14 protein-coding genes and 1 pseudogene are annotated in these 19197 nt (G+C 68.3%); 6 read left to right on the top strand and 9 right to left on the bottom strand.

The annotated features are described in order from the left end of the window. The first annotated feature begins 15 nt into the window (after positions 1 to 15). Positions 16 to 687 (top strand): nitroreductase, encoded by a 672-nt coding sequence (locus tag KB879_RS21230; protein WP_013952390.1) that lies wholly within the window; start codon positions 16 to 18, stop codon positions 685 to 687. Positions 688 to 726: 39 nt separating this feature from the next. On the opposite strand, the gene KB879_RS21225 is transcribed toward KB879_RS21230, so the two are convergent. Both KB879_RS21225 and KB879_RS21220 read right to left on the bottom strand, forming a co-directional pair. Then, on the bottom strand, positions 727 to 3489 hold the full coding sequence (locus KB879_RS21225) for a LuxR C-terminal-related transcriptional regulator (protein WP_041228564.1): 2763 nt from the start codon (positions 3487 to 3489) through the stop codon (positions 727 to 729). 154 nt (positions 3490 to 3643) lie between these two features. Beyond that, the gene (locus KB879_RS21220; protein ID WP_013952388.1) at positions 3644 to 5191 is read right to left on the bottom strand and encodes an AMP-binding protein; all 1548 of its coding nucleotides are present in this window, start codon (positions 5189 to 5191) and stop codon (positions 3644 to 3646) included. 255 nt (positions 5192 to 5446) lie between these two features. Between KB879_RS21220 and KB879_RS21215 the strand changes: the two genes are divergently transcribed. The 5 genes from KB879_RS21215 (at position 5447) to KB879_RS21195 (ending at position 11753) form a co-directional block, all read left to right on the top strand. After that, the gene (locus KB879_RS21215; protein ID WP_211979726.1) at positions 5447 to 6598 is read left to right on the top strand and encodes an acyl-CoA dehydrogenase family protein; all 1152 of its coding nucleotides are present in this window, start codon (positions 5447 to 5449) and stop codon (positions 6596 to 6598) included. Positions 6599 to 6643: 45 nt separating this feature from the next. Continuing rightward, positions 6644 to 7879, top strand: a complete 1236-nt coding sequence (locus KB879_RS21210; protein WP_013952386.1) for an acyl-CoA dehydrogenase family protein — start codon at positions 6644 to 6646, stop codon at positions 7877 to 7879. Between the two features lie 305 nt (positions 7880 to 8184). After that, positions 8185 to 9195, top strand: coding sequence for an IS5 family transposase (locus KB879_RS21205; protein ID WP_211979725.1), 1011 nt, complete (start codon positions 8185 to 8187; stop codon positions 9193 to 9195). 512 nt (positions 9196 to 9707) lie between these two features. Further along, positions 9708 to 10844 (top strand): FAD-dependent monooxygenase, encoded by a 1137-nt coding sequence (locus tag KB879_RS21200; RefSeq protein ID WP_153955493.1) that lies wholly within the window; start codon positions 9708 to 9710, stop codon positions 10842 to 10844. A gap of 69 nt (positions 10845 to 10913) precedes the next feature. Beyond that, positions 10914 to 11753 (top strand): IclR family transcriptional regulator, encoded by an 840-nt coding sequence (locus KB879_RS21195; RefSeq protein ID WP_013952384.1) that lies wholly within the window; start codon positions 10914 to 10916, stop codon positions 11751 to 11753. Here the strand turns inward: KB879_RS21195 and KB879_RS21190 are convergent. From KB879_RS21190 to KB879_RS21160, 7 genes and pseudogenes are all read right to left on the bottom strand, one after another. Continuing rightward, positions 11740 to 12756 carry a tripartite tricarboxylate transporter substrate binding protein gene (locus KB879_RS21190; protein ID WP_013952383.1) on the bottom strand — a complete coding sequence of 339 codons (1017 nt, stop codon included), beginning with the start codon at positions 12754 to 12756 and terminating at the stop codon, positions 11740 to 11742. The two genes, KB879_RS21195 and KB879_RS21190, sit on opposite strands and share 14 nt — an antisense overlap. Before the next feature lie 38 nt (positions 12757 to 12794). After that, positions 12795 to 13646, bottom strand: a complete 852-nt coding sequence (locus KB879_RS21185; RefSeq protein WP_018311864.1) for an IclR family transcriptional regulator — start codon at positions 13644 to 13646, stop codon at positions 12795 to 12797. Between the two features lie 102 nt (positions 13647 to 13748). Next, a complete protein-coding gene (locus KB879_RS21180) occupies positions 13749 to 14489 on the bottom strand; it encodes a CoxG family protein (protein ID WP_211979724.1) in 741 nt (246 codons plus the stop codon). Next, positions 14479 to 14955 (bottom strand): (2Fe-2S)-binding protein, encoded by a 477-nt coding sequence (locus tag KB879_RS21175; protein ID WP_010811673.1) that lies wholly within the window; start codon positions 14953 to 14955, stop codon positions 14479 to 14481. Before KB879_RS21175 ends, KB879_RS21180 begins: the two co-directional genes overlap by 11 nt. Before the next feature lie 9 nt (positions 14956 to 14964). Continuing rightward, complete coding sequence (locus KB879_RS21170; RefSeq protein ID WP_013952380.1) at positions 14965 to 15831, bottom strand: xanthine dehydrogenase family protein subunit M; 867 nt, start codon at positions 15829 to 15831, stop codon at positions 14965 to 14967. Then, complete coding sequence (locus KB879_RS21165) at positions 15824 to 18115, bottom strand: xanthine dehydrogenase family protein molybdopterin-binding subunit (protein WP_211979723.1); 2292 nt, start codon at positions 18113 to 18115, stop codon at positions 15824 to 15826. Before KB879_RS21165 ends, KB879_RS21170 begins: the two co-directional genes overlap by 8 nt. A gap of 44 nt (positions 18116 to 18159) precedes the next feature. Further along, positions 18160 to 19151 (bottom strand): annotated as a pseudogene (locus KB879_RS21160) (tripartite tricarboxylate transporter substrate binding protein). Positions 19152 to 19197: the final 46 nt, after the last annotated feature.

Raw genomic sequence — 19197 nt, 5'->3', positions numbered from 1 at the left:
CTTTCCGGAATTCGCATGAACGTCAGCCAAGCCGTCGCCAGCCGCAAGTCCGTCCGCGGCTTCCTGCCCCGGGCCGTTGCGCCCGACACCATCCGCCGCGTGCTCGACGCCGCCGCGCGCGCCCCCTCCGGGGGCAACCTGCAGCCCTGGCATATCCATGTCGTCGGCGGCGAGGCCCTGGAGGGGCTGCGCGCCATCATGCGCGAGCGCATCGCCCAGGCGCCCGCGGGTGACGAGCGCGAATACGACATCTACCCGCGCGAGCTGGTCTCGCCCTATCGCGACCGCCGCTTCCAGGTGGGCGAGGCGCTCTACCACTACCTCGGCATCCCGCGCGAGGACAAGGCGCGGCGGCTGGCGCAGTTTGCCAACAACTTCACCTTCTTCGGCGCGCCGCTGGCGCTGTTCTGCACCGTGGACCGCCGCATGGGTCCGCCGCAATGGTCGGACCTGGGCATGTACCTGCAGACGGTGATGCTGCTGCTGCGTGAAGAAGGGCTGGACAGCTGCGCGCAGGAATGCTGGGCGATGTACCCGCAGACCATCGGCAAGTTCCTGTCGCTGCCGGCCGAACGGATGCTGTTCACCGGCATGGCGATCGGCTACGAAGACCCCGAGGCGCCCGCCAACCAGCTGCGCGCCGTGCGCGCGCCGCTGGACGAATTCACGGAGTTCATGGGCATCTGAGCCGCAACCGCGCGCGCAGCCTTCGGCTGCGGCGCGGCCTCAGAGCAGCCCGAGCTGGCGCGCGATGGCCACTGCCTGGGTGCGGTTGCTGGCGTGCAGCTTGGCGCTGATATTGCGCAGGTGCGTGCGCACCGTGGTTTCGGACACGAACAGCCGCTCGGCCATGGCCACATTGGAATAGCCCTCGGCCAGCAGCTGCAGCACCTTCTGCTCCTTGGGCGTCAGCGGCTCAACCAGTGCGGCCGGTGCCGGCCGGCCCGCACCGGCGGCCTGCTCGCCCCCGGCCTGGCCGCAAGCCTGCAGCAGCTTTTCCACGTAGGGAGCAGGCAGGCTGGCCGACTGGCGCGAGCAGGCATCGGCCACCAGCCTGCGCACATCGTCGCCCTCGTCGGCAAAGATGCGGACAAAGCCTTCGGCAGCGCCGAAACGCAGCGCCTCGCCCATCACCACCAGCGCGTGCGCGCCGTCACCAGTGCGCTGGCACGCCTGCGCCAGCAGGATGCGCAGCTTGAGCGCGCGGCGCATCAGCTGGTTGCCCGCGGCAGCCGCCAGCTCGCGCTCGATGGCCTCGCGCACCGGCGTGCCCGGGCGCGCATACAGGTCCAGCCGCAGCCGGCCAAGGGTGATGTCCTCGACATCACTGGCAAAGGAGCTGACCCCGGGCCGCGTGCGCCACAGCGCCGGATCGGCGGCACGTTCGATCGCCTCCTGCGCCGCGTGGACATTGCCCTGGCGCAGTGCCAGCCGTGCGCGCTCCAGCATTGCCGCCATCACCAGCCGCGTCAGCCCGCGGTGGTGCCCCAGCGCCTCCAGTTGCGCCAGCCATTCATGCGCCTGGTCGGCTTCGCCGCGCTCGAAGGCAATGCGGGCCAGCACCGTGTGCCCGGTGATGATCTGGTCAGGCAGCCCGAGGTCGCGCGACAGCGGCAGGTAGACGTTGAGCAGGCGGCTGGCGCGCTCGGAATCACCGCTTTCGTACAGGCCTTCCGCCAGCAGGATGCCGGCCATGGCGTTGCCGTTGGTGGGCCCGAAGCGGTTCGGCAGCATCGTGCTGGCGGCGATGCGAAACCGTGCCAGCGCCTGCTGCAGCCGCCCCTGGCGCAGGTCGATCAGCCCTTCGACCGATTCCGAGAAGATCTTGTTGAAATTGCTGTCCGAGCCGCGCACCGCGTGCCGCGCCACCTGCAGCAGCCGGCGCGCCTCCGGGTAGTCGCCGGCGACTGCAGCCAGGCGCGCCATCGACGTGCCCAGGATCGCATCGGGGAAGGCATAGCCCATCGGCAACGGCGGCAGCTCATTGCGGGCGAAGGCGCGCGCATCGTCGAAGCGGTCCATCATGTTCAGCAGCATGTGGCGCAGCGCGCGGATATGCGCCAGCAGGTCGCCGGCCGCGCCCTCGGTGGGGATCTGCTGCAGCAGGGCAATGGCTTCGGCCGGGCCGCGCGTGAACGACACCGCCCAGACGCGTGCGATCTGCAGCTTGGGCCAGCGCGCCAGTTCTTCCGCCGGCACCGCCTCCAGCCAGCGCGTCAGCAGGCGCATGCGGCCCTGCGCCAGCAGGTCGTCCGCGGCGCCGTCCAGCAACGGCAGCGCGCGCGCCAGCGCACCGGCCGCGAAGGCATGCTCGATGGCGGGCACCGGGCGCCCCTGCGACTCATACCAGCGCGATGCCGACAGGTGCAGCTGCGGCACGGCGTCAGGCATGGCCTGCGCCAGCTGGCCGCGCAGGAAGCCGGAAAAGAGGCTGTGATAGCGGTACCACTGTTCCGATGCCGAACCGGAGCCACGTTCGCCATAGCGCTCGCTCTCCAGCGGCAGCAGGAACAGGTTGGCGCGCTCCAGCCACGCCAGGATCTCGTCGCTGCTGCCAGCGGTCGCGGGCTCGCACACGGCGTCGCACAGCGGCCCGCACAACTGGTCCAGGATCGACGTGCGCAGCAGGAAGTCACGCACCGGCTCGGGCAGGTGCAGGAATACGTCTTCGACCAGGTAGTCGGCGATCGCCGCGTTGGAGCCGGAGAAGCCGGCGATAAAGCCCTCTGGCTGGCTGCGCCGCTCCAGCGCCACCGACGCCAGCCACAATGCCGTGGCCCAGCCCTCGGTACGCCGGTGCAGCACGCTGATGGCCGCCTGCTCCAGCTTCAATCCGCGCGCATGGCGCAGGAAGGACGCGGTTTCGCCAGCGGAAAAGCGCAGTTGCGCGGGCTCGATCTCAAGCAGCTCGCCGCGTGCGCGCAAGCGGCCCAGGCCGGATTCCGGCACCCAGCGCGTGCCGATCACCACGCGGCAGCCGGGCGGCAGGCTTTCCACCAGTTGCCAGACCAGTCCGGTCACGGCGGCATTCTGGATCGCTTCGAAATCATCGAGGAACAGCGTGAAGGCGCCATTGTGGCTGGCCAGGCGGTCGATCAGCGCGAGCGCCTGCTCGCCGGGATCCTGGGCCAGCGCCCCGTGCGCGGACCGGCCGGGCCCGCCGCCGCCAAGGCCCTGCGCGATGGCAGCCTCGACCGAACCCAGGAAGCGCGAGGCATCATTGTCCGAACGGTCCAGCGTCAGCCAGGCGGTGCGCCCGCCCGCGGCCTCCAGCCGCGCGCGGCACTGGAGCATGGCCGTGGTCTTGCCGAAGCCCGCTGGTGCGCGCACCAGCACAAGCTTGACAAAGCCCGCCGCGCACACGGCCTCGCAGATCGCCGCGCGCTCGACCTGGAACGGGGTCAGCAGCGGCGGACGCAGTTTGGCCGCCAGCGATGCGGCGCCGGCGGGCGGCGGCGGGCGCCGTCCGGTCTCCTCGATACTTGCCATTGGCTGTTGTCGTCTCCCGCACATCGCTGCCGTTGCAGGCCGCGCGATGCGCCGCCCGCGCTGCGGATGCAGCCGGGCGGCCGTGGCTGTGATGTAACGGAGGATTATGACGTAAACCGCCGCACTGGCGAAAATGCGGGCGGCGGCAAGCGGCCTACACCAGTTTGTTGGCGTGGCCGGCCCAGTAGCGGTCGCGCAGTAGCCGCTTGAGCAGCTTGCCGGTCGGCAGGCGCGGCAGCTCGGACTCGAAGTCGACCGAGCGCGGGCACTTGATGGCCGACAGGCTGGCGCGGCAGAACGCGATCAGTTCCGCGGCCAGCTCGGGCCCGGCCTGGCCCATGTCGGCCGGCTGCACCACGGCCTTGACCTCTTCGCCGAAGTCCTCGTTGGGCACGCCGATCACGGCCACGTCCATCACCTTGGGATGCGTCATCAGCAGATTCTCGGCCTCCTGCGGGTAGATGTTGACGCCGCCGGAGATGATCATGTTGGCCTTGCGGTCGGTCAGGTACAGGTAGCCGTCCGCATCCGCGTAGCCGACATCGCCGATGGTGCTCCAGTCCGGCTGCTGCGGGTGGCGCGACTCCGCGGTCTTGGCCTCGTCATTGTGGTACGCAAAGGCGCGGCCTTCGGCAAAGTAGATCGTGCCCGATTCGCCCGGCGGCAGCAGCGCGCCGTCCGGTCCGCAGATGCGCAGCTTGCCGACCATGGCCCGGCCCACCGTGCCCTTGCGCTCCAGCCACTCCGGCGTGCTGACCACGGTCACGCCATTGCCTTCCGTCCCTGCGTAGTACTCCCAGATCACCGGTCCCCACCACGCGATCATGGCTTCCTTGACCTGCACCGGGCACGGCGCGGCCGCGTGGATCGCCACGCGCAGCGACGACACGTCATAGGCCTGCCGCTGCGCCTCGGGCAGCTTGAGCATGCGCGAGAACATCGTCGGCACCAGCTGCGTATGCGTGATGCGGTGCTGCTGCACCAGCTGCAGGTAGTGCTCGGCATCGAAATGCTCCATCACCACCGCGGTCCCGCCCAGCGCCTGCACGGTCATGTTGTAGCGCAGCGGCGCCGCGTGGTACAGCGGCGCGGGCGACAGGTAGCGCGTCTCGGCATCGAAGCCATAGAGCCGCTGGCACAGGCTGGTCAGGGTCGTGGGATCTTCGATATTCGCGCTCGACGGCGGCGCATACACCCCCTTCGGCCGGCCCGTGGTGCCGGACGAATACAGCATGTCGCCGCCGGTCACTTCGTCATCGATGCGCGTTGCCGGGCAGCGCGCCAGCGCGGTCTCGTACGCGTCATAGCCCGGCACGGTGCCATCCAGCATCAACCTGCCACGCAATGCCGGCGTCTGCCCGGCCAGGGCTGCCGCGACCTCGGCCTGCGCGTGCGTGGTGACCAGCAGCTTCGCGCCGCTGTCATTGATGATGTAGGCGGCATCGGCCACGTTCAGCCGCGTGCTCAGGCAGATATAGACAATGCCGCTGCGCTGCGCGCCCCAGCACAGTTCGAACAGGCGCGGATGATTCTCGATCATGAACGCCACGCGGTCACCGGGCTGCAGTCCCTGGCTGCGGAACAGATGGGCGACCTGGTTCGAGCGTTCGTCCAGTTCGCGGTAGGTGACGACTGCGCCGCTGCTGCCCATGATGACGGCTGGTTTGTCGGGCGTGCGCTGCGCGTGGATGTGCGGATGCATGGCGTTGAACTCCTCGACGGGTGTCGGTGTGTTGGCGGATGCCGATCCCGCATTCTCGGAACGTCGGCCGGTTCAACAATCGTCGGAAGCGACGAAGCGACACCGCCGCCGCTTTGCCGCAGTGCCGCAAAACAGGGCCGCGGGCGCGTCGGGACAGCTTCGTCCGATGCGACGATGCGCCACCGGGCGGCCTGGCACGATGATGCCCGCCAGACTACCGCAATCACGCCTCACCCCCATTCCAAAGGAGCCAAGGTGGATTTCCAGTTCAGCGAAGAACAGTCGATGCTGCGCGACACGCTCGCGCGTTACCTGGCCGACCACTATGATTTCGAAGCCCGCCGCGCTGCCGTGCAGTCCGCCGCGGGCTGGCGCCCGGATTGCTGGCGCGCATTCGCGCGCGAGCTCGGCATTCTCGGCGCGGCCTACCCCGAGACGCTGGGTGGCCTGGGCGGCGGCGCGGCCGAGCACATGATCGTGATGGAGCAGCTGGGCCGCCATCTGGTGCTGGAGCCCTACCTGGGCACCGTGGTGCTGGGCGGCGGCGCGCTGATGCACAGCAGCCCCGAGCTGGCCGCGCAGTGGGTGCCGGCCATCATCGGCGGCGAAGCCACCGCCGCCTGGGCCCACGCCGAACCCACCAGCCGCTATTGCCGCCACGACGTGCAGGCCAGCGCCGCGCGCCAGGGCAACGGCTACAAGCTGAGCGGGCACAAGCGGGCCGTGGTCGGCGCGCCGTTCGCCACCCACCTGGTGGTCAGCGCCCGCACCTCCGGCGCGCGCCGCGACCGGGACGGCATCAGCCTGTTCTGGATTGCACGCGACACGCCGGGCGTGACGCTGCGCGAGTACCCGACCTTCGACGGCCTGCGCGCCGCCGAGGTGCTGCTCGACAACGTGCAGGTGCCGGCCAGCCAGCGCATCGGCGCGGAAGGCGAAGCCTTTGCGCTGATCGAACAACTGTGCGACGAAGCCATGGTCGCGCTCTCTGCCGAAGCCAATGGCGCCATGGCCCGCATGCTGGCCGACACCATCGACTATGCGCGCCAGCGCAAGCAGTTCGGCGTGCCGATCGGCACCTTCCAGGTACTGCAGCACCGCATGGCCGACATGTACATGCAGCTGGAGCAATCCGTGGCGCTGACCCAGGTGGCGGCGATGCAGGCCGCCAGCGCACCGCAGGCACGCGCCCAGGCGGCGTGCGCGGCCAAGATCCAGGCCGGCCAGGCCGGTGCCTTTGTCGGCCAGGCGGCGGTGCAGATCCACGGCGGCATGGGCGTCACCGAAGAGCTGGCCGTGGGCCACTACTTCAAGCGCGTCACCGCGATCGACCTGCAGCTGGGCTCGGCCGAGCACCACCTGCGCCGCTACGCCGACCTGCTCTACCCCGCCCAGGCCGCGGCCTGAAGCCGGCATTCCCGAACACAGACGATTACCCAGCGAGGCCCGTCGATGAATCTCGATTTCTCCCCGCAAGACCAGCAGTTCCGTGAAGACGTGCGCGCCTGGATCGCCCAGGCCTATGACGCCGACCTGCGCGCGATGATGGCGCAGTCCAAGAACGGCTACCTCGACAAGGCCGCGCAACTGCGCTGGCAGAAGGCGCTGCACGCGCGCGGCTGGGCCGCGCCGAACTGGCCGAAAGAATATGGCGGCCCGGGCTGGAGCTCGACCGAGCGCTTTATCTTCCAGTCGGAACTGGCCGCCGCGGGCTGCCCGCCAGTGTCGCCGATGGGCCTGAAGATGGTGGCGCCGGTGATCATGAAGTACGGCACGCCCGAACAGAAGCAGCGCTTCCTGCCGCCGATCCTGAGCTCGGATGTGTGGTGGTGCCAGGGATATTCCGAACCGAACTCCGGCTCCGACCTGGCCTCGCTGCAGATGCGCGCCGATCATGGCACCGACAGCGACGGCGAGCACTACATCCTGAACGGCTCCAAGATCTGGACCACGCATGCGCAGTGGGCCGACTGGATGTTCTGCCTGGTGCGGACCAGCCGCGAATCGAAGCGCCAGGAAGGGATTTCGTTCCTGCTGCTCGACCTGCATACCCCCGGCATCACGGTGTCAGCACTGCCGACGCTGGACGGTCCCATGACCGGCCAGCAGGAAGTGAACCAGGTGTTCTTCGAGAACGTGCGCGTGCCGGTGGCGAACCGCATCGGGGAGGAAGGCAAGGGCTGGACCTATGCCAAGTACCTGCTGGAATTCGAGCGCGGCGGTACGTATAGCCCGATGCTGCGCAAGCAGCTGTCGAAGATCGCGGATATTGCCGCGGAGCAGCCTGCCGACGACGGTGGCCGCTTGCTGGACGATCCCGCCTTCCGCCGCAAGCTGGCGGCGCTGCACCTGCGTGCTGCCGCGCTTGAAGCGGTTGAGTTGCGGGTGTTCTCAGGCGTGGAATCCGGGACCTCGATCGGGGCCGCGTCGAGCATGCTGAAGCTCACGGGCACTGAAACCCTGCAGGCGGCCAGCGAACTTGCGGTGGAAGCCGCGGGGCCGGCGGCGTTGCCGTTCGTGCAGGACACCTGGGCTCAATTGCAGGGACGCGAGGCCGCGCCGCGTGTCGGGCCTGAATATGCTGCCGTGCTGGCGCCGCGTTATTTCAACTATCGCAAGGCGTCGATTTACGGAGGGTCTAACGAGATCCAGCGCAATATCATTGCCAAGCTTGTGTTGGGGCTTTGAGCGTTTGTGTACCAGTGATGGTTTCAAGAGCAGCCGCCGTGTGCGGCTGTTTTTTTTTGGAGTTTGGCGATATCGCATCAACGCCTTCGGTTGCGCTCCGCGCAAACGCAGAAAAACCGACAGGGCACTTTGGGCCTGCGCAGCGGCCGTAGGCGTCCCCGCAATGCCGTTTGCAGCAGGCGGCCTACGCCCTGCATGGGGATCGTTCAATAGTGGGTTAAGGAAATGCTGATCAATTCAGCCACAGGTCATCTGGCGGAAGGTGTCGCGCGTTGATGGTGAAGGCATGGAAAACAAAGACAAGGATGAAACAAACGAGCTTTGCCGATGTCGAGTTCGCGAAGAAGAAGCGCGTGACACGACGCGAGAAGTTTCTCTTGGAGATGGATCGGATCGTGCCGTGGGCACGGTGGACCGCGTTGATTGAGCCGCTGTATCCGAAGAGCGGCCGTGTTGGCCGGCAGCCGATTGGCGTGGAGAGGATGTTGCGGATGTACTGTCTGCAACAGTGGTTCAGTCTCAGTGACGAAGCCGTGGAAGACGCCCTCTACGACAGCCAGGCGCTGCGTCAATTCGTGGGGGTGGATCTGTCGCAAGAGTTGGCGCCGGATGCGACCACGCTGCTCAAGTTTCGCCGGTTGCTCGAGAAGCACGCGTTGACTGCCGCGATGTTCGATGAGGTCAAGGCCGTGCTCAGTGAGCGGGGACTGCTGATGCGAGAGGGCACGATGGTCGATGCCACGCTGATCGCGGCACCGAGTTCGACCAAGAATAAGAGCAAGTCGCGCGATCCGGAGATGCACCAGACGAAGAAGCGAAACGAGTGGCATTTTGGAATGAAGGCGCACGTTGGCGCCGACGCCGACTCGGGACTGGTGCACAGCTTGCACACGACGGCGGCGAACGAAAGCGATATTGCTCACACCCATCACCTGCTGCATGGCGAGGAAAGCCAAGTGCATCTTGATGCGGGTTACACAGGTGTGGAGCGCAGGGATGAGATCAAACAAGCCCAAGAGCAAGGGACGATCCGCGCTGACATAAGCTGGCACGTAGCGGCAAAGCGCAGCAAGGTTGAAAAGATGCCGGCAGGTCGGTGGAAGGATCTGACGAAGGCAGTGGAGCGCAAAAAGGCCCAGATTCGGGCGCGGGTGGAACATCCCTTTCACGTGGTGAAGAACTTGTTTGGTCACAAGAAGACCCGCTACAAGGGCTTGGCCAAGAACACGGCACAGATGTTCAGCCTGTTTGGTCTCGCAAATCTGGTGATCGCCAAAAAGCCGTTGTTGGCGTTTCAGGGGAGCAATCCGTCTTGAACATGCAAATCGAGCCCGAAAGGGCGCGAGATGGGGGCATGCGGCGCGAAATCGGGCTCAGATCTCCCTCTTTTTCCGCATGGTGAAAATCAGTCGCCAAACAGCCATCGATCTCCAGCGCGGTTGCTATTGATCAGCAATTCCTTAACGCAGGCACTGCCCCACACTCACATGGCGTAGCAGGGTCGAAAGGGCACCCACGCCCAAACGGCAAGCACCACCGTGCGAACCACCAACACCGTGGAATTGATTGCCAGCCGCATAGGCGACGCGTTTTTTGGTTACTTTTTGTCGCTCGGACAAAAAGTGACTCGCCGGCTACGCCGGCGAAACAGCCCACGCCTGCCAAGAGCCACAGACCGACCGCTCCAATCCGCCAAAAGCGCTGAAAGCCCCTCCTAGGGTTCTCTCCTAGGGTTCACCCTTAATTGACGGCTCATCCCTCACGCCCATATATTTTTATGAACATATAGTACATTTTTGAACATAAACACAGCCAACAGGCAGACAAAATGCCCCTAAAGATCGGAATCAACGGCGCCGGCATCGGAGGCCTCGCCGCAGCCATCGCACTACGCAAGCTCGGCATGGACGCCATCGTCTACGAACAAGCCCCCCGCTTCGCCCGCGTAGGCGCCGACATCAACCTGACCCCCAACGCCGTACGCGCCCTCGACGGGCTAGGCATCGGCGCCGCCCTGCGTGAAACCGCCGCACGCCCCAGCCACCGCATCAGCCGCATGTGGGACACCGGCGAAGAAACTTCCCGCCTGCCGATGCAGGAAGACGCCGAGCGCCGCTACGGCGCCCCGCAGCTGACCATGCACCGCGCCGACCTGATGACCGCACTGGAAGCCGCCGTGCCGTCCGAATGCGTGCGCCTTGGCCACAAGGCCGTGGCCATCGAGCCGCATGCCGATGGCGCCACGCTGCGCTTCGCCAATGGCGCAAAGGAGCGCGTCGATGTGCTGGTCGGCGCCGACGGCATCCACTCGACCGTGCGCACCGCCCTGTTCGGCCAGGAAAGCCCGATCTTCACCGGCGTGGTGGCCTACCGCGCGGTCGTTCCGGCCGAGCGCCTCGCCGGCGTGCCCAACCTGGGCGCCTTCACCAAATGGTGGGGCCCGGAGTCCGCCACGCAGATCGTCACCTTCCCGCTCAACCGCGGCCGCGACATCTTTATGTTCGCCACCGTCGCGCAGGAAGCCTGGCGCCATGAGTCCTGGACCACGCCGGGCCGCGTGGAAGACCTGCGCAGCGCCTATGCCGGCTTCCACCCCGAGGCCCGCGCACTGCTGGATGCCTGCGACGAGGTGCTGATCTCCGCGCTGTACGTGCGCGACCCGCTGCCGGCATGGTCCGCCGGCCCGGTCACGATAATGGGCGACGCCTGCCATCCGATGATGCCGTTCATGGCGCAAGGTGCAGGCATGGCGATTGAAGACGGTGTAGTGCTCGCACGCTGCCTCGCTGATAGCGCGCGCGGCGGTGCCGCAGGCGTGCCCGCCGCGCTGGCGCGCTACCAGGCCGCGCGCCACGAACGCACCAGCCGCATCCAGATCGGCTCGCGCAGCAATGCCTGGCTGAAGGAAGGCGGCAATGCCGACTGGGTGTACGATTACGACGCTTGGAACGTCGCCCTCGGCTGAAGCCGAGGCGATCGTTTCCGCCGGCACGGCCGCCTGCGCGGCCGTTTTCCGTTGACAGCAGACACCACCATGCCCAAGTCCCGCCCACAGCCTGACCTTGCCGACGATGCCGATACGGAAGACGCCCGCGAAGCCCAGCTGGTCTCGCCGGTGATCCGCGGCCTGCGCCTGCTGCGCTTCATCGCCGAGGGCGGCGCCACCGCCAACCTGAGCGAAGTGGGCCGGCGCATCGACGTGAACCGCGTCACCGTGATGCGGCTGCTGGACACACTGGAGCATGAGGGCATGGTGGAACGCCTGCCGCAAGGCGGACACCAGGTAGGCTTCAACTTCCTGAAGCTGGCCTCGCGCGTGCTGGCCACCAATGACCTGACCAGCTTTGCCGCACGCGTGCTGGCCCGGCTGAGCGCGTCGCTGCAGCTGTCGGCCTACCTGGCTGTGCGCGATGGCGGCGATGCACTCTACCTGCTGCGGCAGATGCCCGCGGCCTCGCTGGTCAGCAATATCCAGGTGGGCAGCCGCGTTGCCGCGCACCTGACCACGCCCGGGCGGATGCTGATTGCCGAGCTGCCGCCGGAGACGCTGCGCGAGCTGCTGGGGCCCGATCCGCTGCCGACGGTCACCGGCCAGAGCCCGGCCACCCACGCGCGGCTGGCCGATATCCTTGCCGCCGACCGCGAACGCGGCTGCGCCTGGAGCTTCTCCGCCTATGAACCGGGCATCGATTCCTGCGCGGCACCGGTGCGCGGCGCCGACGGCGACGTGATCGCCGCCATCAGCGTGGCGGGACCGCAGCAGCGCTTTGAAGCCGATGGCGCGCTGCGCGAGCGCGTGGCGAAGGAAGTCAGGCAGGCCGCGCGCGACCTGTCGGGCCTGATGGGGTACCGCTGTGCCACTACTCCGCGGTAATCCCGTACGCCTTGATCAGCTTCGCCCACGCCGCGGTTTCCTCGCGGATGCGGGCCTCGAGCGCCTGCGGCGTGCTGCCCACCGGCTCCATACCCTGGCGCTGCAGCTCGGCACGCACCGCGGGCGTTGCCAGCAGCGCGCGCACGTCGGCGCTGAGCGCATCGGCCGCCGGCTGCGGCGTGGCCTTGGGCACCAGCAGCGCATACCAGGAACTGACGTCGATGCCGGGCACGCCCTGCTCGGCCAGCGACGGCACGTTCGGCGCGGCCGGCGAGCGCCTGGGCTGCGTCACCGCCAGCGCGCGCAGCGCGCCGGACTGGATGAACGGCGCCAGCGTCGGCCATGTGCCGAACAGTACCGGCACCTGCCCGCCCACCACGTCGTTGAGCGCCTGCGTGGTGCCTTTGTAGGGCACGTGCAGCAGCGTGATGCCGGCCTTGTTGCGGAACAGTTCGCCGGCCAGGTGCAGGCCGCTGCCGACGCCCGGGCTGGCGTAGCCCAGCGGCTTGCCGGACTTCTCTGCCTGCTGGGCCAGCCTGACCAGCTCCTGCACGGAATTCGCTTTCACTGACGGATGCACCGCCAGCACGTTGGGCGAGCCCGCCAGCAGCGACACCGGCCGGAAATCACGCTCGACGTTGTAGGTCAGCGCCGGCATCAGCGTCGGGTTGATGGTCAGGTTGCCCGCCGGGGCCACCAGCAGCGTGCAGCCGTCGCCCGGTGCGCGCCGCACCGTGTCAATGCCAATATTGCCGTTGGCGCCAGGCTTGTTGTCGACCACGAACGGCGTGCCGCGCCGCTGCTGCAGCCCGTGCGCCAGCGTGCGCGCGAGCTGGTCTGCCGGGCCGCCGGCGGGGAACGGCACCACGATGCGCACGTTCGCACAACCGGCGGCCTGTACCGCCTGCCACGGCACGCACGCCGCCACCGCAGCGGCCAGCGCCGTGCCAACCAGCCATTGCCGCCGGCGCGGCGACCTGTTGTATCTCTTGCATTGCTGCATATTGCTTCCCATCGGATGGCAGGCGGCGCGCGTTGCCGTCACGCGAACGGCTTCGGCACCTCCGGCCGGTAGTCGAGCAGTCGCGACAGCTCGGCCGCCGCCCGCCTGACCTGTTCCACCACGTTGTCGAGCTGGTCCGGATCGATGCGCGAGGCCGGGATGGTCGCGCCCAGCGCCGCCACCACCTTGCCGCTGCGGTCGCGCACCGGCGCCGCGATGGTGGAGATGCTGGCCTCGAAGAACCCTTCATGCAGCACATAGCCGCGCTGGCGGTCGCGCTGGACCATGTCGTACAGCTCTTCGACGGTGCGCGGGGTGCTTTCGGAATACACCTCCAGGCGCTCCTCCGGATACAGCGCGCGCAACTCCGCCAGCGACAGATCCTCCAGCAGCACGCGGCCCAGCACGGTGGCATGCGCCGGCAGCCGCGTGCCGACATTGACCGTGCTGGCAAACGGGCGCGAGGCCACCGACTTGGCCACATAGACGATGGAGCGCCCGTCGCGCACCACCAGGTTGCACGGATAGTGGATCTCGTCGCGCAGCCGGTCCAGCAGCGGGCGGCCCAGCTCGGTCAGCTCCAGCGAAGCCAGGTAGTCAAAGCCCAGCCGCAGCACCGCCATGCCCAGGCGGAACTCGCGCCCGCCGTCGGTGCGCTCGACGAAGCCCATCATTTCCAGCGTGGCCAGCAGCCGGAACACGGTCGAACGCGGCACCTTGAGCCGGCGCGCCAGCTCGGCCGCCGACAAGGTGCGCTCACGGCTGCTGAATTCGGCCAGCAGCCGCAGGCCGCGCTCCAGCCCCGGCACGATGTACTTGTCCTGGGCGCTCTCTTGGGCGCCCTCCTGGCCGCTTTCCTGCGTGTCTTCCTGCGGCGAATCGGTCGTCATGGTCTGTCTCTGCAATATTCGGTCTTGGCGTAACGCTCTCATATATCACGCCTGCACCCCGTAGGGTACCCGTATTGCCGGCAGACCCCGCCCCGGGCCCGCCTATGCCCCTGGGCGCAGGTAGTCGCGCAGCCAGGCCGCGCATTGCTCGCCCTGGGCGGCGGGCCAGCGCACCACGATGGTCTCGTCGCGGCGGCGCAGCTCGACGCAGATGTCCGACAGCGGCCCGCGCGCGGCCTCGCCGCGCCCGAACAGCCGCGAGAACAGCCCGGCGGCGGCGGGTGCCGGCGGCGTGGACTGCGCCGGCAGCACCGCATGGCCGTTGACCGCCGCGGCCGATGCCACCGGTGCCGCAGGTGCGGACTTCGCCGCCGGCTCGGGCGCTGCTTGCGCCTCCTGCGGCGACAGCCGTGCCAGCAGGTTGGCGCCGAACTCGTCCCACATGCGGTCGGCCTTGGTCTTCATCACGCTCAGGCCGAACGTGCCCAGCCGGCCCAGCACGTCCACCTGCACCTTGATACGCACCTGCGTGTCGCCATCGTCCAGCGCGGTCAGGAAGAGCTCGCTCGACTGGCGCAGCGAGCTGGCCACCGAAGCATCCTCGCCGGTGCCCTCGGTGCGCAGGTAATGCGGCGCGCGTGTCTCGACAATCTTGGTATGCAGACGGAAGCGCGCGTTGATGAAGGCGATCTTGACCGCCATATGGGCGATGTACTCGACATCGCTCAGCACCTCGATCGATTCCATGCCGGGCACGCACGCGCCCATCACGTTGGGGTCGAGCAGCAGCTCCCACACGCGCGCCGGCGGCGCCGCGGTGACCAGGGTCTTTTCAATTTCCACGCATTTTCTCCGCGGCGGACAGGACCGATTCAACGATGCCGACATAGCCCGTGCAACGGCACAGGTTGCCGTTCAGGCCGTGGCGGACCTCGTCTTCGGTAGGGTTGGGGTTGTTGGCAAGCAGCGCGCACGAGGCCATCAGGAAGCCCGGGGTGCAATAGCCGCACTGCAGCCCGCCGTTGTCCATGAAGCACTGCTGCAGCGGATGCAGCTGGCCGTCGGCGGCCAGCCCCTCCACGGTCATCACATGGCGCCCGCGTGCCTGCACGGCGAGCATCAGGCAGGACTTGACCACCTCGCCGTCGACCAGCACGGAGCAGGCACCACAGATGCCGGTCTCGCAGCCGCGCTTGGTGCCGGTCAGGTTCAGGTCGTCGCGCAGCAGGTCGGACAGCAGGCGCCGCGCCGGCACCTCCACCTGGTGTTCTTCGCCGTTGACGGTGAGTTCGATGCTGACTTGGTTCATGAGGACTCCTTACTCCGATGCCACGCCGAACAGCTCGGCAATGGTGCGGCGCGCGACTACCCGCACCATCTCGCGCCGGTAGCTTTCGGACCCGCGCATGTCCGAGACCGCGTTGATGTCCGCGGCGACAATGGCGGCCGCTTCCTCGGCCAGTTCCGCGGTGACGGCCTTGCCGGCCAGTAGCGCTTCGGCGCGGCGCAGCCGGGCCGGAATCGGCGTGGACGCGCCTACCGCCAGGTGGGCCTCGACGCAGAACGCGCCCTCGCGCCGCACCGCCAGCGCCACGCTGGCGAGCGGCCGGTGCTCGGCGGCGGTGCGCAGGAAGCGCGCATAGCGGCCATCGGCGCCGGCACCCGGCGCCGGCACGCGGATCTGCGTGAGGATCTCGTCGGGCGCCAGCGCCGTGACGTAGTAGTCGACCAGGAAGTCCTCGATATCGATCTCGCGCTCGCCGCCTCGGCCGCTGACCACAATCCGCGCGCCCAGCGCCATCATGCAGCCCGGCGGATCGGTGGCGGGGTCGGCATAGCAGAGGTTGCCGCCGATGGTGCCCTGGTTGCGCACCTGCGGATTGGCCACGCGCGAGGCCATGCTGGCCAGCATGGGGTAGTGCGCCTGCACCAGCGGCGAGCGCGCCACCTCGGCATGCAAGGTCAGCGCGCCGATGCGCAGGCCCTCGCGCGCATCGAAGGTGATGCCGCGCAGCGCATCAAGCCGGCCCAGCGAGACCAGGTGGCCGGGCGTCAGCATGCGCTGGCGCATGCCGAGCATCAGCGCGGTGCCGCCGGCAAGGATGCGGCAACTGTCGCCCAGGTCGGCCAGCATCTGGCTGGCCTCGGCCACGGTGGCCGGCTCAAGGAATGCAAAGTCACGCATGGGCGGCCTCCTTCTGCTTCAGTTCGCGCAGGCCAGCCAGCACCTTCTCCGGCGTGATCGGCAGCGACTGGATGCGCACGCCCACGGCGTCGAACACGGCATTGGCGATCGCCGCCGCGCCCGGCAGGATCGCGGTTTCGCTGGCGCCCTTGGCACCATAGGGGCCGTTGGGATCGTTCGATTCCACCACGTCAGTGCGCAGCATCGGCACTGCGTCGGCGGTAGGCATGGTGTAGTCGGCAAAGTTGCCGTTCATCAGGCGGCCATCCTCATATTGCAGGTTCTCGTACAGGGTCCAGCCGATCGCCTGCACGGTCGCGCCGTGGGTCTGGCCGTGCACGGCGAGCGGGTTGATGGCCTTGCCGCAGTCGTCGGCGACAAAGCTGTCGATCACGGTAACCTGGCCGGTGCTGGTGTCGACTTCCACTTCCACCGCCTGTGCCGCGAAGGAGTGCGCGGGCGCGACGTTGCCGTAGTAGTCGGCATCGTGCATCACCGTGGGCGCGTCATAGGTGGCGCGAACATGGATGCCCTCGCCGCCGTGGCGGAAGATATGCAGCCGCGCGATCTCCGCCAGCGTGGCGGACTTGTCGGGCTGGTCCGGCGCGGCGATGCGGCCATCGGCAATCTCCAGTTGTTCCGCGTCCACGCCGAGCTTCTCCGCCGCGAGTGCCAGCAGCTTCTGCCGCGCCTCGCGCGCGGCACGCAGCACTGCATTGCCGGCGATGATGGTCACGCGCGACGCCAGCGAGCCCAGGCAGAACGGCGCGGTATCGGTATCCGGCGCCATCACGGTGATGTGCGACAGCGGGATGCCCAGCTCCTGCGCGCAGATCTTGCTGAGCATGGTGTTGGCGCCCTGCCCCATGTCGCATTCGCTGGTCTGCAGCATTACGCGGCCGTCCTCGTTGACCTTGAGCAGGATGGTCGAGCCGTCCCAGTTGCCCAGCGTGCGGTTGCCGCTGACGTGCATGGCCGCGGCAATGCCCACGCCGCGCCGGCGCGTGCCGGTGCTGCGCGGGGCGGCGCGCTTCTCGTCCCAGCCGATGGCCTTGCGGGTCATGTCCAGGCACTCGGCCATGCCGGTGCTGCTGATCTTCCAGCCATGCACGCTGGTCTCGCCGGCGCCGATCGCATTGCGCTTGTGCACCTCCACCGGGTCCATGCCGACCATGCCGGCCAGCACCGTCAGGTGGCAGTTCAGCGGAAACTGCATCTGCTGCCCGCCAAAGCCGCGGAAGGCGCCGCGCGGCGGGTTGTTGGTATAGGCCATGACCGCGTGCGAGCGCACGTTCTGCACGCGGTGCATATTGTCGCTGCGCATGACGGTGACGTGCATCACGTCACCGGCAAGCCCGGAGTAAACGCCGCATTCGGCCGTGATGCGCACATCCTTGGCCAGGATCACCCCGTCCGCCGACAGCCCCATGCGCAGCCACACTTTCATCGGCACGCTGGCGCGCGCGCCCTGGAAGTCTTCCAGCCGGTTGTTGACCAGCCGCACCGGGCGCTCCAGCCGGCTGGCCAGGAAGGCGCAGATCAGGCTGTTGTTCTCCTCGACGATCTTGGCGCCGAAGCCGCCGCCGGTGGTGGCCTGCACCACGCGGATGGTCGAGACCGGCCGGTCCAGCGCCTCGGCCAGCCGCGCGCGCGCCAGGAACACGGACTGGGTCGAGGCCCACAGCGTGAGCCGCCCGTTGCCGTCCTGCGCCGCCACCGAGGCCATCGGCTCCAGGTAGCCCGGATACTGCGAGTGCATGTCGTAGGTGGCCTCATACACCGCGGCGCAGGCTTCGAACGCGGCATCCACGTCGCCCCGCACGATGTGCATCTCATGGCCGATATTGCGCGTGCCGGCATGGATCTCGGGTGCGCCCTCGGCCAGCGCCGCTGCGGGCGTCAGCAGCGCGGGCTGCGCCTCATACTCGATGCGGACCAGGTCCAGCGCGTCGCGCGCGATTTCCTCGCTGACCGCCACCACCGCGGCCACTTCCTCGCCGACGTGGCGCACCACGCCGCAGGCCAGGATGCGCTGCTCCTTGCGGTGCGGGCCCCAGTTGCGGGTGGGCACATCCTGCCCGGTCACCACCAGCTTGACGCCGGGCAGCGCCTTCGCCGCGGCGGTGTCGATGCGCACGATACGCGCGTGCGGGTGCGGGCTGCGCAGCACCTTGGCGTGCAGCATGCCGGGCAACTTGATGTCGCCGGCATACCGCGCGCGCCCCATGACCTTTTCCCGCGCGGTCACCTGCGGCGTGGAGCTTCCCACGATGGCCTTGCTCATGCCGGCCTCCTGCTTGTCTGGTTGCATGAATGCGATGCGGTGCGTCATTCCGCCGCGATCGCGAGGTCGCGGATCACCTTGCCCAGCCGCTCGTAGTCGGCCGCGTTGACCTTTTCCAGCGCGGCCGGGACGCCGCCCACCGGGCTGGCGCCGAAGGTGGCCATCTTCTCGGTCACGTCGGGCAAGCGCAGCACGTCGTTGAGCTGCTGGTTCAGCACCTTGACCACCTCGGGCGGCGTGCCCTTGGGCGCCATCACGCCATGCCAGGCGCCGACCACCACGTCCTTGTAGCCAAGCTCGGCCAGCGTCGGCACGTTGGGCAGCAGCGGCGAGCGCTTTGCGTCCGTGATCGCCAGCGGGATCAGCCGGCCGGTGTTGATGTACTGCGCCACCGGGCCCAGCGTGACGTAGGCAAAGTTCACGTGCCCCGCCACCACGTCGTTGACCGCCGGCGCCACGCCCTTGTACGGCACGTGCTGGATCTTCACGCCCGCGGCGCGGTTCAGCATCTCGCCGGCGATATGCATCGGCGAACCCGCGCCCGGGCTGCCATAGGTCAGCGTCTTGCCGCCCTTGGCCGCGGCAATCATCTCGCCCACGGTCTTGATGCCCGCCTGCGGGTTGGCCACCAGCAGCACCGCCTGCACCGCGGTCTGGATCACGGGGGTGAAGCCGTACAGCGGGTCATAGCTGGCCGACGGCGCCAGCCTGAGCACCATCGGCGCCAGCGTGAAAGGGTTGGGCGTGTACAGCAGCGTGTAGCCGTCCGCCGGCGCGCGGCTGACAAAGCTGGCGCGACCACGCCGCCGGCGCCGGGGCGGTTCTCGACAATGACCGGCTGCTTCAGGCGCGCCGACAGCTTATCGGCATAGAGCCGGGCCATGGCGTCGGTGTCGCCGCCGGGCGGATAGGCCACGACCATGGTCACGGTCTTGGCCGGATACGCGGCGGTGGCCAGCGCGCTGCCCGCGGCAAGCGCGAGCGCGGCCATGGCAGTGGCGGCAAGGAAAAGGCGGCGGGGGCGTTCGTGTCTCATCAACAGCTCCTGTGGGGGCGCATTCGCGGTTGGAGTGGGCTGTTTT

Origin of the sequence: Cupriavidus sp. KK10 (assembly GCF_018223725.1) — a bacterium.
GTDB lineage: Bacteria > Pseudomonadota > Gammaproteobacteria > Burkholderiales > Burkholderiaceae > Cupriavidus > Cupriavidus necator.
This window is presented reverse-complemented; position numbering and strand designations above follow the sequence as displayed.

Excerpts from the sequence above, each read along its gene's own strand:
- KB879_RS21220 (WP_013952388.1), bottom strand. The coding sequence starts at position 5,191 with ATGCATCCGCACATCCACGCGCAGCGCACGCCCGACAAACCAGCCGTC.
- KB879_RS21175 (WP_010811673.1), bottom strand. The coding sequence starts at position 14,955 with ATGAACCAAGTCAGCATCGAACTCACCGTCAACGGCGAAGAACACCAG.
- KB879_RS21170 (WP_013952380.1), bottom strand. The coding sequence starts at position 15,831 with ATGCGTGACTTTGCATTCCTTGAGCCGGCCACCGTGGCCGAGGCCAGC.
- KB879_RS21200 (WP_153955493.1), top strand. The coding sequence starts at position 9,708 with ATGCCCCTAAAGATCGGAATCAACGGCGCCGGCATCGGAGGCCTCGCC.
- KB879_RS21195 (WP_013952384.1), top strand. The coding sequence starts at position 10,914 with ATGCCCAAGTCCCGCCCACAGCCTGACCTTGCCGACGATGCCGATACG.
- KB879_RS21165 (WP_211979723.1), bottom strand. The coding sequence starts at position 18,115 with ATGAGCAAGGCCATCGTGGGAAGCTCCACGCCGCAGGTGACCGCGCGG.
- KB879_RS21185 (WP_018311864.1), bottom strand. The coding sequence starts at position 13,646 with ATGACGACCGATTCGCCGCAGGAAGACACGCAGGAAAGCGGCCAGGAG.
- KB879_RS21205 (WP_211979725.1), top strand. The coding sequence starts at position 8,185 with ATGAAACAAACGAGCTTTGCCGATGTCGAGTTCGCGAAGAAGAAGCGC.
- KB879_RS21225 (WP_041228564.1), bottom strand. The coding sequence starts at position 3,489 with ATGGCAAGTATCGAGGAGACCGGACGGCGCCCGCCGCCGCCCGCCGGC.
- KB879_RS21210 (WP_013952386.1), top strand. The coding sequence starts at position 6,644 with ATGAATCTCGATTTCTCCCCGCAAGACCAGCAGTTCCGTGAAGACGTG.
- KB879_RS21190 (WP_013952383.1), bottom strand. The coding sequence starts at position 12,756 with ATGCAGCAATGCAAGAGATACAACAGGTCGCCGCGCCGGCGGCAATGG.
- KB879_RS21230 (WP_013952390.1), top strand. The coding sequence starts at position 16 with ATGAACGTCAGCCAAGCCGTCGCCAGCCGCAAGTCCGTCCGCGGCTTC.